The sequence below is a fragment of the Bacillus sp. FSL R12-0074 genome, from assembly GCF_038005725.1.
Lineage (GTDB): Bacteria > Bacillota > Bacilli > Bacillales > Bacillaceae_G > Bacillus_A > Bacillus_A mycoides.
Map to the genome: position 1 here is coordinate 165,658 of NZ_JBBOTR010000001.1, position 14,909 is coordinate 180,566.

The following is a 14,909-nucleotide window of genomic DNA, read 5'->3' on the forward strand; positions in this document are numbered from 1 at the left end:
ATTAAAGTTTCACTTTATTGAACAAATTAGATTACTAGACATTACAAGGGGGTTTATTAATGAAGGTGAAAGAAAAAACATATTTAAGTATAGAAGAGATTATTTCATTACCAACCTTATCAGGTGCAAATATAAGTGATGACGGCAAAGGCGTAGCATTTGTTAAGAAGACGACTAACTGGAAAGACAATACATATAGGAATCATGTATGGGTATATGAAAAAGATAAGGGGCAGAGTTACCCATTAACAAATGGGGATATAGATAGTACATGCTCGTTATGGTCTCCAAATTCTAGGGATATTGCATACCTTAGCCCTGTCGGTAATGGGAAAAATCAAATCTTTGTTAAGTCACTAGATGGTTATAGTGAGTTACAAATTACTGATGAGAAAGAAGGGGTCAGTACATTCAAATGGGAGCCTACTGGTAAAGGTTTTTATTATGTTGCACAGTCAAAAGAATGTGAGGAAATAAAGAAACGTAAAGAGCTATATGGGGACTTCCAACATGCAGGTAAGGAACATCGGAATAATTGTTTATATTACATTAAAATAGAAAAAGGGATACAAAATGATAAAGAGGAACGTGAGATTAGCGGTGTTTATCAACTAACGGATGGTAAGGATTTTTATATACATAACTTTGATATTTCAAATGATGGGACAAAGGTTGTATTTATGGCTACACCAAGCCTAAACGATCATATGAATGGTGATCTATACATATTAGATGTTGAAGCTGAGGAACTACAAAAGATGAATGTAGATAAGTTGTTGGGCGGGAGCGTTTGCTTTTCTCCTGAGGGCAGCAAAATATGTTACTCAGCAAGCATAAGGGAGAAGGAGTACTATAGAAACCATATACAAGAAAGTGCATTAGAGATATATGATATGAATACTGGAGAGGTAATTCAGCCTCTAACAAACTTTGATAGTACGGTTATGCCATTACAGTGGACAGATAAGGGGATTTTAATTAGATGGCAGGATAAAACTAATTATCTCATTGGGTTGCTATGTGAAGATGGCACTGTGGAAATGTTAAGTGACAAAGTAGATGGCTTTATAATGGATGCTTCTATAACAAGGGATGGACATCATATATCCCATAGTAAGGCTATAACAAATGAAACCTTTGAAATCTATTTAGACGATAAAAAAATAACGGATGAAAATAGCTTTTTTAAAGGGAAGCTGAAAAGTAACAGGGAAATAATCTCATGGCAAAGTAGTGATGGTTTTGAAATAAAGGGTGTTTTATCAACCCCAGTAGATTTTGATGCCAACAAAAAATATCCCTTATTAGTAGTAATCCATGGTGGTCCGGCTTGGGCATCTTTTCCGATATTCTCAGACTGTTTTAATGAGAAATATCCGATTGAGCAGTTTATCGAAAAAGGCTTTATAGTTTTAGAGCCAAACTATAGAGGAAGTTCTGGCTATGGTAATGAGTTCTTAAAAGCCAACTATAGAAAACAGGGAATTGCTGACTACGATGATGTTATATCTGGAGTGGATAAACTAGTTGAGCAAGGGATTGCAGATAAAGATAGAGTAGGGGTTATGGGATGGAGCAACGGGGGATATATATCAGCTTTCTGTTCTACATTTAGTAATAGATTTAAAGCTATTTCAGTTGGAGGTGGAATTACTAACTGGAGTACCCATTATGTGAATACAGATATACCTTACTTTATTAGAATGCATTTAGGAAATACTCCATGGAATGATCCAGAGATATATACGAAAACATCACCAATGACGTATATTAAATCAGCCTGTACGCCTACCTTAATCCAACATGGCGAAAAGGATGCAAGGATTCCAACTTCCAATGCATATGAGCTATATCAAGGGTTAAGGGATATGGAAGTTGATACAGAATTAATTATTTTTAAAGGAATGGCATATAGTTCTGATCAGCCAGGAATTAATGTGGCCATTATGAAGCAGAATTTGATGTGGTTTTCACACTATATTCTTGGAGAAAGTATGAAAGGTTTTAGGGTTTTATAATGGCTTGTTTTAGTCTTTAAGCTTTTTAGGTGCTTGAAATAAAGTCGTACACATTTATCCGGTTATATATGATTGAGTTTAACATTTCGGATAAGGCAAACTGTGAAATATTTTGGTGTAAATGAGAAAAGAGCCTGAATGTAGGCTCTTTCCTTATTTATATTTAAAAGATGAACTATTCTTATGCAGTTTTACTTAATTTATATGCTTCACGGTTATTTTTTTTGAAAAGTTTTGGGAAAACATAACCATCTAATCCAATACGTCCAGCATTATGTCCTGCAACTAAAATGAACATAGTTAAAATAAGCAGGTTTGGGTTTACACTAACAGTTCCGCTTAATAAAAATGAAAGGTTCATTATGATGCCGAAAAATGCAGCTGTTTTTGTTAATCCACCTAAAATCAAACCTAGCCCTACTAAAATTTCTCCCCATTGAACTAAAAAGCTAAATAGGTCTGCGTTTGGAAGAACAAAATGTTGAAGAAAATCTGCCCACCAACCTTGTACTGCAGGGTGGTCACCTGATGCTTGAGCGATAGCTCCTTTTAGAAAACCACTTGCATCAAAAGACTGTCCAAAAACTTTTCCTATTCCAGCAGCGAGCCATGCATATCCTATGTAAAGTCGTAAAAATAATAATATGAAAGTAGCGCGTTTATCAGTTCTTAAAAAATTGATAACCATTGAAATCCCTCCAATGTATTGTATTTACATGTTTATTATATATCCATTGTGAATAAATTCACAATGGAGGAAATGTGAACAAAGATAGGTTAGGAGTAATTGTTTTATTTTTTGTAACATTTCATCTATTTTGGTAGACTAATAATGGAGATATATCAAAAGGAGGCAAAGAGTAGATATGTGGATGAACTTGTAATGATTAGAAATTAGATAGATGAATTTTTCTCTCGTAAGTGAGGGTTTATTTACCTATCTGTAAATCATTCAAGGACTGCATATTTAGCTTGTACATCCCCTTTGTAAGGGTAGATGCCTATGTGGGGAAATTTATATCTCTTATATAAAATATGCGTCCTTTAAACTTGGAGGAGTATATGATGAATCAATTGAAAAATAAAGTAGCTGTTGTTACAGGCGTTAGTCGTCTAGACGGTATAGGAGCAGCTATTTGCACGGAGTTAGCAGAGGCTGGATACGATATATTTTTTACGTATTGGACAGAATACGATAAAGAGATGCCTTGGGGCGTTGATAAAAATGAACAAATACAATTAAAAGAAAAGTTGATACAAAACGGTGTCAAAGTATCGAGCATGGAGTTAGATCTAACTCAGAATGATGCATCAAATCAGCTTATAAATAAAGTTACTGAACAATTAGGGTACCCTCATATATTAATTAATAATGCAGCATATTCTACAAATAATGATTTCTCTAATTTGACTGCTGAAGAACTAGATAAGCACTACATGGTAAATGTTCGTGCGACTACATTGTTAAGTAGTCAATTTGCCCAAGGTTTTGATAAGAAATCTGGTGGTAGAATTGTGAATATGACGTCGGGACAATTTAAAGGACCTATGGCAGGAGAATTAGCGTATGCAACAACGAGGGGAGCAATTGACGCTCTTACTAGTACGTTGTCAGCGGAAGTGGCCCATTTAGGGATAACAGTGAATGCAATTAATCCAGGTCCAACTAGTACAGGATGGATGACTGAGGAGATAAAGCAAGGATTAAGACCGATGTTTCCTTTCGGCAGAATTGGTGAGCCAAAGGATGCAGCAAGACTTATTAAGTTTTTAGTGAGCGAAGAAGCCGAATGGATTACAGGGCAAGTTATTCATTCAGAAGGTGGATTTAAGAGATAATTTTATAATTAAAAAGAAGGTATCTCATTTCAATGAGATACCTTCTTTTTAATCTTTCTTCAATCTTCGTGCTATACCATTCCCTAATGACTGTAATCCTTGAACGAGGATAATCAAAATAAAGACTGTTGCATACATTACTTCAGGTTCGTAGCGTAAATGTCCGAATCGATATGCTAAATCACCAAGGCCGCCAGCACCTACAAGTCCAGCCATTGCTGTTGCACCGATTAAGCCGATCGTTGCGATTGTTAATCCAAGTACGAGAGACGGGCGAGCTTCTTTAACCATAACGTGCCAAATGATTTTTAAAGTAGAGACTCCCATTGCTTGATATGCTTCAATGACACCGCGATCCACTTCTAATAAAGCAGTTTCCATTAAACGGGCAATGTAAGGGGCTGTGAAGACAACAAGTGGTACGATAACACCTTGCACGCCAATGGACGTTCCCATTAGAAACTTTGTAAAAGGTAAAATGAAGAATAATAGAATGATAAACGGAAGAGAACGAATGATATTAATAACTGTATTAAGAATAGGATAGATAATTTTATTTTCTCGCTGTCCACCAGGTCTCGTTAAAACAAGTGTGACACCGAGTGGTAATGCAATAAGAATAGAGATAAGTAGTGAAATAGATGTCATTTGAAATGTTTGAATTGTTGCTTCCCATATTACGTTACCCCACTCATCCAAAAAGGACTTGTTTCCCATAATCTGTTCTACCTCCTTCTACGATGATCCCTTGTTCTTGTAAAAATGATAAGGCACGGTGTACTTCACTTTTTTCACCTTGCATATGAACGATCAGTTTTCCATATGCCTCATGTTTTAACTGCGTAATATTGCCTGATAAAATATTCGGATATACGTGGAAACGTTTTGTAGCGATAGCTAACGCTGGTTCTCCTGAAGCGGTTCCTATAAATGAAAGTGTTACGATTTCCCCGGTGCTTTGTAGTTCTTTCTGTACATCTTCTGGAATTTTAGCTGCAAACGCGCTATTTACAAATTTCTTCGTTGTTACATGTTGTGGGTTTGTGAAAATATCTTTTACGGTTCCACTTTCGACTACAGCCCCATGTTCCATTACAGCAACGTGGTCACAAATACGCTGGATGACATTCATTTCGTGTGTAATTAGCAAAATCGTAATTCCGATGTCTTCGTTGATCTTTAATAATAAATCAAGAATAGAATCGGTCGTTTCCGGATCTAATGCGCTCGTTGCTTCATCACTTAATAAAACTTCAGGCTCATGAGATAGTGCGCGAGCGATCGCTACACGTTGTTTTTGACCACCAGATAATTCACTTGGATAGGCATCTTTTTTATTAAAGAGATCAACAATGCGTAAATACTTTTCTACCCTTTTTTCAATTTCATTTTTGGGAAGACCAGATAGACGTAAGGGTAGTGCGATATTTTCATAAACGGTAACGGTTTTAAGTAAATTGAATCCTTGAAAAATCATGCCGATCTTTTTTCTCGCCTTTGCGAGTTCTTTTGTCGATAAGGTTGTTAACTCTTGTTCATTTACAATGATATCTCCTGTCGTTGGTTTTTCTAATAAATTTACACAACGGATTAATGTACTTTTACCAGCGCCACTATATCCGATGATTCCAAATACTTCGCCCTTTTTTACTTTAAGGGAAGTTGATTTAAGAGCCTCAACATTCCCTTTTTTTGTTGTAAATACTTTGGAGACGTTTTTTAATTCAATCATTATAGTCAGCTCCTACCAAGACGGTAAAACAGAACCATCGAATTTTTTCTCAATGAAATCTTTTACTTCTTTAGATTGATAAGCTTTCTTTAATTTATTAACAACAGCATCATCTTTATTTTCAGTACGAACAACGACCCAATTTACATATGGTGAATCTTTTCCTTCGCGGAAAATAGAATCTTTCGCTGGGCTTAATTTTGCACCTAATGCAAAGTTTGTATTAATTGCAGCTGCCTTTACTTCACTTAGCTGTGTTGGTAATTGAGATGCCTCTAATTCAACAATCTTTAAATTTTTCGGGTTTTCAATTACATCTTTTGCAGTCGCTTTTTCTGTAGCTTTTGGATCAACCTTTAAAACACCTGCTTTTTCAAATAGCTTTAAAGCACGAAGCTCATTTGTTGGATCATTTGGGACAGCGATTGCATCGCCCTCTTTTAATTCTTTTACATCTTTTAAGCTTTTAGAATATACACCCATAGGGAATGTTACTGTGGAAAATACTTCGGTTAATTTCATGTTGCGTTCAGCTTTAAATACGTCTAAATAAGATTTAGTTTGATAGCTATTTACATCGAGGCTTTTTTCATCTAAAGATACGTTTGGTGCTACATAATCATTAAATACCTTTACATCAATTTCGAGACCATCTTTTGCTGCCACTTCTTTTACCTTTTCAAAAATTTGTTCATGCGGTCCACCCGTTACGCCGACAGTAATCTTTTTCTCATCTAATGCTTTTACCTCTTTATCAGAATTAGCACCACATGCACCTAACAATAATACCGCTCCACTTACAATACTTAATAACACCTTTTTCATCTATAATTCCCCCTTAATATACGTTCCAAAATAAAAAGCACCTCTCAAAAATAAGAGAGGTGCCGAATAGACGAAATAGGTTCCTCTCTTATCTTCCAAAACGAAAATCGTTCTGCAGGAATTAGCACCTTAGCTTATACGTTATAAGCTCGGTTGCCGGGCATCATCGGGCCAGTCCCTCCGCCACTCTTGATAAGAGTATGTGTATGTAGTTTTTTAATATGGTACTAATAGTAAATCTTACAAAAAGAATTGTCAATATTATTTTCTGAATATATTTTATTTTAAGGTAATCGAAACGTTCCCTTTTTTATGTCCCTTTTCCACATACATATGAGCTTCAGCAATTTCTTCTAATCGGTAAGTTCTATCAATAACGGGCTTTAGTTTTTCCGTTTCGACTAGTTTTTTTAATAGAATCATATCCTCTTTACTTACCTTGGCCATCATTCCATTAACAGATACATATTTTCCATTGGGTGTTAATGTATTTGTACAAAGGGATTTTTTATACTTCCCAACTGCATCAAATATAATATCGTAGCATTTGCCTTGCTTAGTAAAATCTTCTTTCGTATAATCAATTACTTTATCAGCTCCTAAAGATTGCACGAGTTCAAAATTTGAATTACTACAAACAGCCGTAACGGTCGCGCCGAAATATTTAGCAAGTTGTACAGCAGCTGTTCCTACTGATCCGGAGGCACCATATATGAGCACTTGTTGCCCTTTTTTTATACGGCCCTTTCTCAGGAAATGTAATGCTGAAGTTCCACCAAAAGGAATAACTGCCGCTTCTTCATACGTCACATTGGTAGGTTTTAATGTTATTAATCCACTTTCATGTACGCATGTGTACTCGGCATAACTACCGAGGTTTAGTTCTGTTAATGCAAAAATTGGATCACCTTTTTTAAATTGAGTTACATCTGTTCCTACTTCTTCGATTTCACCGGATAACTCTACGCCGAGTACAGGTTTTCTCGGTTTTCTGAAACCTAATATGATCCGCATAGGAATCCAAAATAAGAGGGGGCTATTAAAGCCGCGTATTCTACAATCTCCAGTCGTTACACTTGTTGCGTGAATTTTAATTAATACTTCGTTCTTTTTAGGTGTAGGTTTCTCTATATTTTGAAGCTGAAGAACGTTAGGTGGTCCATACTGTGTGCAAATGATCGCCTTCATAATGACCTCCTGAAATGAGTTGTTGTTATTTACATCATATTTAAAATCTTCATTAAACATGTCGCTATATAGCGAATATAGATTGAAAATTGTATAGATTTCATAGGGAAAGAGGTGATATTATTTTGGGAAAGGGGGCGACGTTATGAAAAAAAATATTTTTATTTCAAGTTTAGTGCTTGCAATCAGTCTAGGGGTAGGGTGTAGCAATGAGAAAACAACAAAGACTGATGAACCGAAAAAAGAAGCCATGCAAAAAGAAAAGGAATTAGAAGCGAAGGATGTTTTCAAGAAAACGAACGAAGCTTTTAAAAATGAAGAAAATGTAACGATGACATATGATGTAGGGTTAAAAGCTGAGGGAACAGAGATGGATATATTAAAGGCTAAGATGCAATTAGAGCCAAAGACAAAGAATTCTCGTTCTGAAATGAATATTTCTGGTACAGATGTTGTAGTGTATACTGTGGATGGTAAAGTTGCTGGTGAGGTGAAAAACCCTAATACAGGAGAAGTTATAACCGTACCAGAGGAGCAATTAAACGCTGGTGGAATGAAAGCGACTCAAGATATTATAGATAATTTAGAAGTACCAGCAGTAGTTTTAGATAAAATGAAGATGGAGAAAAGCGGAGATAAATATAAACTGAAATTTACATTAAAAGGGCAAGAAACAGAAAGTATGTTAACTAGCATGGATGAAACGCAGAAGAAAATGTTACAAGCACAAAATGCGAAGATAGAAGAAGTGGATGCAGAATATATCATTACAAAAGATTTTAAATATGAATCAGCGAAGATAGATATGATTATGAGTAGTAATGGTAAGGATAAGGCACACATTATTACGAATGCAAAATATACGTCGTACGAAAAGTTCGATCCAATACAATTGCCGGCAGCAAAGTAACAGTTTTGATCAGGGGGGACCTAAAATAAGGTGCCCTCTCTTTTTTATACTTTCTTCTTAGGAAAATAGGTACAATATGAAGAGGGAAAACTGTGGAAGAGGAGAGTGTCATTTGAAAAAAAGAAAGATAGCGGTGGTCATTGTAGCTTATACAGTGTTGCTTGCGACATCTATAAATACATATAAAGAGCAACTAGAACATCCTATTATGAGCGATGTAGGAAAGTTGCTTCCAACGAAAATTAAACGTGTTGAAAATGCTGAGGATGAACGTTCATTAAAACAGTTAGTGCAAGATGCAAATGTTTCTGGAGAGAAGATTTCTATTGCAGGTATGCAACATAGCCAAGGCGGACAGACGTATTATCCGAACGGTACGATGCTTGATATGAAAGGATATAATGAAATATTAGAATTCGATCCGGAGAAGAAGAGGATTAGGGTGCAAAGCGGTGTCACATGGAATGACATTCAAAAGAAAATCAATCCATATGGTCTTGCGGTTCAAGTAATGCAATCTCAAAACATTTTTACTGTTGGTGGTTCATTAAGTGTAAATGTACATGGGCGTGATATTCGTCATGAAGCATTGATTGATACAGTAGAGTCGTTCAGATTGTTAATGGCAGATGGTACGGTGCGTAATGTAAATAGAGAAGAAAATGCTGACTTGTTTCCATATGTAATTGGGGGATATGGATTATTTGGTGTGATTTTAGATGTGACGCTACAGTTAACAAACGATGAATTGTATGAAACGCATACGAAAGTACTAGATTATAAAGAATACTCTTCATACTTTAAGAATAAAGTGCGAAGGGATGAGAATATACGTATGCATTTAGCACGTATTTCTGTTGCCCCAAATTCATTTTTAAAAGAAATGTATGTAACAGATTATGTACTGGCAGAAGATCAACAGAAGCTGGGAGAATACAGCAAATTAAAAGAAGAAAATATTATAGCTGCGCCGAAATTCTTACTTGGGTTATCACGTTATAGTGACTGGGGAAAGGGCGCATTTTGGGATATACAAAGAAGTTATTTTGAACGTACAGATGGTAAGTACGAAACTCGAAATAACGTAATGAGATCTGATAGTGCTTTTATGGAATACGATAATCCAAACTTGACCGAAGTTTTACAAGAGTACTTTGTACCGATAGATGGTTTTGCAGCGTATATAGATGATTTGCGAAGTGTTTTAAATGAAGAGGAATTAAACCTTCTTAACATTACAATCCGCTATGTAGAAAAGAATGAGAATGCGGTGCTATCTTATGCGAAAGATGATATGTTTGCGCTTGTGCTTCTAATTAATCAAGGGCGTTCTGAAGATGAAATAAAGAAAACAAAAGTGGTCATTCAAAAGATGATTGATGTTACGTTAAAGCATAATGGAAGTTATTATTTACCGTATTATTCTTATCCGGAAAAGGAGCAACTAAAGAAAGCGTATCCTCGCATAGAAGAATTCCTTCAGAAGAAGAAGGAAGTAGACCCAGAGGAAAGGTTTGTGAATTTATTTTATAAGGAGTATAGCAAATGACATATAGAAGATTTGTAGCCTCACAAAGCATTATTATGATGGCGGGTAGTATGGTATTTCCTTTTTATATACTATTGCTTCGAAATGTAGGAAATAGTTTCTCGCAATTTGGCTGGGCGTACGGCTTATTTGCCTTAACTTCAGCTCTAGTATATCCGTTAGTTGGAAGAATCTCTGATAGGGTAGGTGATAGAAAGTTATTAATTATATACGCATGGTCCATGGCTATATTAATGCTTTTTTTTCCTATTGCAACAGAAGTTTGGCATGTATACATTCTCCAAATTTTAATGGGTATTTTAGGTGCTGTGCAGCGTAATACAGAGAAGACATCGTTAGCACGAAAGGTAGCGCATAAGGAAGCTGGTTACGAAATTGGAAAATACCATGTATGGACATCAATTGGGGGCGGAGTAGCTATAATTGCAACTGGTTACCTAGTGGATTTCTTTACGATAGGGACTATTTTTTACATTGCTTCAGTGTTATATGTAGTTAGTGGATTTGTATTAAGCCGCGGTGATAAGTAATTAAAAGTATTTCCATTCCCATTTTTACCTGATTACCCTTTATTTGTTATACTTATAGAGAAGACAAAAGAAAAGGGGACATTGCCTTTGATGAAATTTATAGTTTTAGCTATTCTCACTTTGTTTTTGATTCCATGGACTAGAAGCGGTAATAAAATTCGCGCGGTGGATAAAGGAGGAAATGAGAAAGTTGTAAAGGGTAAGAAATCATCTATTTTAGTTATTCCTGTTTTATTTTGGATAGGTATTGCAATCTATGAATATTTCTGGCTAATTGATGATCGAGCAGATTCTATTCTTACTCATTATTCTGTTGCAGTAGCGATTTTAATTGGGCTTGTTTTATTCTCACAAGAGCAGGTAGGGAAATTAGAAGGTACGTTAAAAGGACTTCTAATGTTTGTTTTACTCGCAAGTTACGGCTATTTTGGTTATTTGCACGATATAGTAATCTCGCAAAAGAAATATGATTCGGTCGTGAAGGTAGAGAAAGATATTTCAGAGCCATTTACTGAAAATGATCAGCCGTTTACAGTGCCGCCTAAAACAGCGGAAAATAAAATGAAAAAGGTATTTGGTGATATTCCGAAAGTAGCTTATTTTGAGCTAGGGGAATTAACGCCACAAATGGTAAATGGTGAAGCCTTGTATGTAGCACCGATAGAAGTTTCAGGATTTTTTAAAGCACGTAAAGCTGAGACAATTCCAGGGTACGTAACGATGTCAGGTACGAATCCTGATGCGGAAGCGAAACTGCACCTTGGTTATAAAATGAAATATGTGCCAAGCATGTTTTTTGGTAATAAATTAGAACGTGTCGTTCGAAAAGCAGAACCGGATTTAATTTTTAAAGGGAAACCTAAATTTGAAGTGGATGATAAAGGGAAACCGTATTATACAATGACGTATGGTGAATTTATTTCAGGAAGATCTGGATTTGAAGTAGAAGGTGTTGTAGTAGTAGACGCACAAACAGGTGAAGTGAAAAGATACGACAAAGGAAAGGCACCTAAATTCGTTGATGGCGTATTAAATCACGAGACTGCATCTACATTAAATACGTATTTCGGTAAATATATTCACGGATTTTGGAATACAAAATTCTCACAAACGGATATGAAGATTCCGACTGAGTGGGGAACGAAAGAAGGAGTTACACCAATCTTCGGTAAGGATGGAACGTTATATTATTTTACTGATTTCACCTCTCCGAAAGAAGGAGTAGATTCTGCACTAGGCTATTCGCTTATTGATGCGCGTACAGGTAAGTTGTATTACTATAACGGAAAAGAAGTAAAGGGAATTATGGATGGTTCGGCTGCTACAGAAGTAGTGGATAATTCCTTTAAGAGAGAGAAATGGCACGGAACGATGCCGGTTATTTATAACGTGTACGGTAAACCTTCTTGGATTGTACCTGTTATTGATGACGGAGGATTAGTACGTGCTCACACGGTTATCTATGCTTCTAATGCGAAAATATTTGCAACAGGTTCGACGCAAAAAGAAGCACTTGAGAATTATAAAAATGCGCTAAGCGGAAGTGGAGATTCATTTAGACCGACTTCAAATGGTAAAGAAGCACAAAAAGAAGGCGTTGTACAACGTGTATATAAAGAAAAATCAGGTGAAAATACAATTGTGTACGTACTGATAGAGAATGAACAAAAAGTATTTATGATACCTGTGAAGAAATTCCCATATGCTATGTTTACAGAAGTGGGAGATCCAATTCAAATCACATATTTAGATACAGGAGAGGCGATGTCTTCCGTATCTAAATTTACAAATAGCAATTTGAAAAAGTAAAGCGATAGAAATTCTATCGCTTTTTTTACGGTATGAAACAGGAAAATGCACTATACTTGACGTATGTTTATGTTGTAACTATAATTGTTACGATTTAGTATTTATCGGAAAGGGTGAACGGAAAAAGTGAATGGAGTTAATCACGAAATATATAAACCTGTAAAGACAAATAGGTTATGGATGATTCTTGTATTAGGGACACTTACGGCGATTGGGCCATTATCTATTGATATGTATTTGCCTTCTTTACCAAAATTAACGGATGATTTACAAACAGGCGCATCTCTTGCACAGCTTACATTGACAGCTTGTTTGCTTGGGCTTTCAGTAGGACAATTATTTGTTGGTTCAATTAGTGACATTTACGGAAGGCGCAAACCTCTTATTATCGCTCTTATTATTTATGTTGCTTCTTCTTTACTTTGTGCTATTGCACCATCTATTTGGAGTTTAGTGTTATTGCGCTTCTTACAAGGGGCTTCAGGATCGGCCGGGATTGTTATATCACGTGCAATGGTACGTGACATGTATTCAGGTTCTGAAATGACGAAGTTTTTCTCACTGCTCATGTTAGTAAACGGAGCAGCGCCTATTTTGGCACCGATTATTGGGGGACAATTACTACAGTTCACAACATGGCGCGGTGTCTTCATCGTTCTTGGAGCAATTAGTGTATTCATGTTAATATCAGCTACTTTCGTATTACGTGAAACATTACCTCCTGAAGAAAGAGAAACAGGTGGTTTGTCAGGGACATTGGCGACATATGGAAAACTGTTAAAGGATCGTTTGTTTATGGGATATGCATTGTCACAAGGGCTAGTAACGGCGGCAATGTTTGCTTACATTTCGGGCTCACCATTTGTGTTGCAGAACATATACGGAGCATCACCACAGCAATTTAGCTTATTCTTTGCGATTAACGGTATCGGTATTATTATTGCTAGTCAGGTTACGGGCCGTTTAGCAGAGAAAGTGAATGAGAAAACGTTATTTGTTTCCGGTATTATTATTGCAGCTATTGGTGGTCTATCTTTATTACTGACAATCTTACTAGGAATAGGTTTAATTGGTGTTTTATGCTCGTTATTCCTTGTTGTATCAAGTGTCGGGGTTGTATCAACAACTGGGTTCTCGTTAGCGATGAGAAATCAGAAAAAGGCTGCAGGAACGGCATCGGCTTTATTAGGTTTATTACAGTTCATTTCAGGAGCACTTGTTGCACCATTAGTAGGTATTGGCGGAAGCAATACCGCATTACCGATGGGGGTTGTGATAGCGCTTTGTGAAATTGGTGCTGTGTTATGTTATCTATTTATGGCCAGAAGAAGTGAGAAGCAGTTTGAACTGCAACAAAGACAAAATTTAGAGGCTTAATTTATAAAAAAGAGCTGATTCAAACATGTGTTGAATCAGCTCTTTTTTCATTTCTTTGAAATAACTTATACAGTGTTGTAAGGTGATGCAAAAGTTATTTGCATAAAGTGACGATACTGTGACAAAAATGTTGGTGTGTATATTAAGATCTCGTCTTAAGTGTAAAAAGTAGGGTGTTCTCGGTATAATAACAAGTGGAGATAAAAGAAACTATAATGAGTAATAGCTGTAGATAAAAGGAGAAGAAGAGATGAAGAAGGTTTTGGGTATTGCTGTAATGGGAAGTATGCTCCTTCTAGCAGGGTGTAATGGAAATAAAGATACGAAAGAACCGAAAGAAAAGGTAGAGCAATCTACTGAACAAACAGAGGAGATGAAAGAATACCTTGCAGTACATGAAAAATATGATATAAAAATGAATAAAGAAATTAATAAAGCACTGCAGTTATTTGAAGTGGCAAAAGAAAAGGGCGGTAAGGAAATAACGAATGCTACATATAAAGAAGATGTGCAAAAGGTAACAACGAGCATGTTAGAGGATATTGATCATATACGTAAAGAAATTCGTGTACCAAAGTCGAAAGAGAAAGAACATGAGGTATATGTTGGTTTCTTGGATGAATCGGAACAAGCGATGAAAAAATTACAGAAGTTAGCTAAAGAAGAAGACTCATCGTTGATTCGTGATATAGAAATTCATTTTTCAACAGCATCGACATACTATAAACGTTTTCAAACAGAGGCGAAAAAATAACCTTGCGCATGCGCAAGGTTATTTTTTCTTTTTACCATCTCCGTCTTCATCCTCGGATACTAATATCTTCTGTTCTTCGTGAAATTCTGAAATTGTTTGTCCAGTAATATTATCGAATGGAGTGTAAAAAGAAGTGATGCTTTTCTTTTTAATGAAGAGTTTATCCCGCATTAACGGGCAGTAAGACCCCCACCTCAAAGTTCAGTGAAAGCAAAGAAGTTAGGTAGGGGATCAACTGCCCGTAAAAGCCCGATTGGTGAGGGCTGATAATCAGTGGGGGATGAACAAAACCCCCACTGATTAAAGTTTCACTTTATAGAAGCCGATGATGACAAGTACAAGTATTACGATTGTTAATGGTAATCCTATAGTAGCAAG

14 protein-coding genes and 1 riboswitch are annotated in these 14,909 nt (G+C 36.1%); of the genes, 8 read left to right on the top strand and 6 right to left on the bottom strand.

Going from position 1 to position 14,909, the window contains the following annotated elements:
- Positions 1-59: 59 nt before the first annotated feature.
- Positions 60-2,018: a S9 family peptidase gene (locus NSS97_RS00975; protein ID WP_044440626.1), complete on the top strand. Its 1,959-nt coding sequence runs from the start codon at positions 60-62 to the stop codon at positions 2,016-2,018.
- 181 nt (positions 2,019-2,199) lie between these two features.
- On the opposite strand, the gene NSS97_RS00980 is transcribed toward NSS97_RS00975, so the two are convergent.
- On the bottom strand, positions 2,200-2,706 hold the full coding sequence (locus NSS97_RS00980; protein ID WP_002029373.1) for a DoxX family membrane protein: 507 nt from the start codon (positions 2,704-2,706) through the stop codon (positions 2,200-2,202).
- Between the two features lie 374 nt (positions 2,707-3,080).
- Between NSS97_RS00980 and NSS97_RS00985 the strand changes: the two genes are divergently transcribed.
- Positions 3,081-3,857: an SDR family oxidoreductase gene (locus tag NSS97_RS00985; RefSeq protein ID WP_341111220.1), complete on the top strand. Its 777-nt coding sequence runs from the start codon at positions 3,081-3,083 to the stop codon at positions 3,855-3,857.
- 48 nt (positions 3,858-3,905) lie between these two features.
- On the opposite strand, the gene NSS97_RS00990 is transcribed toward NSS97_RS00985, so the two are convergent.
- From NSS97_RS00990 to NSS97_RS01005, 4 genes are all read right to left on the bottom strand, one after another.
- Positions 3,906-4,574, bottom strand: coding sequence for a methionine ABC transporter permease (locus NSS97_RS00990; protein ID WP_002140120.1), 669 nt, complete (start codon positions 4,572-4,574; stop codon positions 3,906-3,908).
- On the bottom strand, positions 4,549-5,589 hold the full coding sequence (locus tag NSS97_RS00995) for a methionine ABC transporter ATP-binding protein (protein ID WP_044440632.1): 1,041 nt from the start codon (positions 5,587-5,589) through the stop codon (positions 4,549-4,551). Before NSS97_RS00995 ends, NSS97_RS00990 begins: the two co-directional genes overlap by 26 nt.
- A 12-nt stretch (positions 5,590-5,601) precedes the next feature.
- On the bottom strand, positions 5,602-6,414 hold the full coding sequence (locus NSS97_RS01000; RefSeq protein WP_000756967.1) for a MetQ/NlpA family ABC transporter substrate-binding protein: 813 nt from the start codon (positions 6,412-6,414) through the stop codon (positions 5,602-5,604).
- Positions 6,415-6,499: 85 nt separating this feature from the next.
- A riboswitch (SAM riboswitch) is annotated at positions 6,500-6,613 on the bottom strand.
- A gap of 80 nt (positions 6,614-6,693) precedes the next feature.
- Complete coding sequence (locus NSS97_RS01005) at positions 6,694-7,602, bottom strand: NAD(P)-dependent alcohol dehydrogenase (protein ID WP_044440633.1); 909 nt, start codon at positions 7,600-7,602, stop codon at positions 6,694-6,696.
- 145 nt (positions 7,603-7,747) lie between these two features.
- Here NSS97_RS01005 and NSS97_RS01010 point away from each other — a divergent pair, with 145 nt between their 5' ends.
- The 6 genes from NSS97_RS01010 to NSS97_RS01035 all read left to right on the top strand — a co-directional run bounded on the left by NSS97_RS01010 (position 7,748) and on the right by NSS97_RS01035 (position 14,531).
- Positions 7,748-8,512 carry a DUF6612 family protein gene (locus NSS97_RS01010; protein ID WP_044440635.1) on the top strand — a complete coding sequence of 255 codons (765 nt, stop codon included), beginning with the start codon at positions 7,748-7,750 and terminating at the stop codon, positions 8,510-8,512.
- A gap of 112 nt (positions 8,513-8,624) precedes the next feature.
- Complete coding sequence (locus tag NSS97_RS01015) at positions 8,625-10,061, top strand: FAD-binding oxidoreductase (RefSeq protein ID WP_044440637.1); 1,437 nt, start codon at positions 8,625-8,627, stop codon at positions 10,059-10,061.
- On the top strand, positions 10,058-10,591 hold the full coding sequence (locus tag NSS97_RS01020) for an MFS transporter (protein ID WP_002091456.1): 534 nt from the start codon (positions 10,058-10,060) through the stop codon (positions 10,589-10,591). Before NSS97_RS01015 ends, NSS97_RS01020 begins: the two co-directional genes overlap by 4 nt.
- Before the next feature lie 90 nt (positions 10,592-10,681).
- Positions 10,682-12,400: a DUF3981 domain-containing protein gene (locus tag NSS97_RS01025; RefSeq protein WP_044440640.1), complete on the top strand. Its 1,719-nt coding sequence runs from the start codon at positions 10,682-10,684 to the stop codon at positions 12,398-12,400.
- A gap of 126 nt (positions 12,401-12,526) precedes the next feature.
- Positions 12,527-13,777: a multidrug effflux MFS transporter gene (locus NSS97_RS01030; protein WP_341111232.1), complete on the top strand. Its 1,251-nt coding sequence runs from the start codon at positions 12,527-12,529 to the stop codon at positions 13,775-13,777.
- 250 nt (positions 13,778-14,027) lie between these two features.
- Positions 14,028-14,531, top strand: a complete 504-nt coding sequence (locus NSS97_RS01035) for a hypothetical protein (protein ID WP_341111235.1) — start codon at positions 14,028-14,030, stop codon at positions 14,529-14,531.
- An 18-nt stretch (positions 14,532-14,549) separates the two neighbouring features.
- Here NSS97_RS01035 and NSS97_RS01040 read toward each other — a convergent pair whose 3' ends face one another.
- A complete protein-coding gene (locus NSS97_RS01040) occupies positions 14,550-14,702 on the bottom strand; it encodes a DUF3951 domain-containing protein (protein ID WP_002009827.1) in 153 nt (50 codons plus the stop codon).
- Between the last annotated feature and the right edge of the window lie 207 nt (positions 14,703-14,909).

Coding starts and splice junctions, on each gene's coding strand:
- NSS97_RS00975 (WP_044440626.1), top strand. CDS start 60: ATGAAGGTGAAAGAAAAAACATATTTAAGTATAGAAGAGATTATTTCA.
- NSS97_RS00980 (WP_002029373.1), bottom strand. CDS start 2,706: ATGGTTATCAATTTTTTAAGAACTGATAAACGCGCTACTTTCATATTA.
- NSS97_RS00985 (WP_341111220.1), top strand. CDS start 3,081: ATGATGAATCAATTGAAAAATAAAGTAGCTGTTGTTACAGGCGTTAGT.
- NSS97_RS00990 (WP_002140120.1), bottom strand. CDS start 4,574: ATGGGAAACAAGTCCTTTTTGGATGAGTGGGGTAACGTAATATGGGAA.
- NSS97_RS00995 (WP_044440632.1), bottom strand. CDS start 5,589: ATGATTGAATTAAAAAACGTCTCCAAAGTATTTACAACAAAAAAAGGG.
- NSS97_RS01000 (WP_000756967.1), bottom strand. CDS start 6,414: ATGAAAAAGGTGTTATTAAGTATTGTAAGTGGAGCGGTATTATTGTTA.
- NSS97_RS01005 (WP_044440633.1), bottom strand. CDS start 7,602: ATGAAGGCGATCATTTGCACACAGTATGGACCACCTAACGTTCTTCAG.
- NSS97_RS01010 (WP_044440635.1), top strand. CDS start 7,748: ATGAAAAAAAATATTTTTATTTCAAGTTTAGTGCTTGCAATCAGTCTA.
- NSS97_RS01020 (WP_002091456.1), top strand. CDS start 10,058: ATGACATATAGAAGATTTGTAGCCTCACAAAGCATTATTATGATGGCG.
- NSS97_RS01025 (WP_044440640.1), top strand. CDS start 10,682: ATGAAATTTATAGTTTTAGCTATTCTCACTTTGTTTTTGATTCCATGG.
- NSS97_RS01035 (WP_341111235.1), top strand. CDS start 14,028: ATGAAGAAGGTTTTGGGTATTGCTGTAATGGGAAGTATGCTCCTTCTA.
- NSS97_RS01040 (WP_002009827.1), bottom strand. CDS start 14,702: ATGCGGGATAAACTCTTCATTAAAAAGAAAAGCATCACTTCTTTTTAC.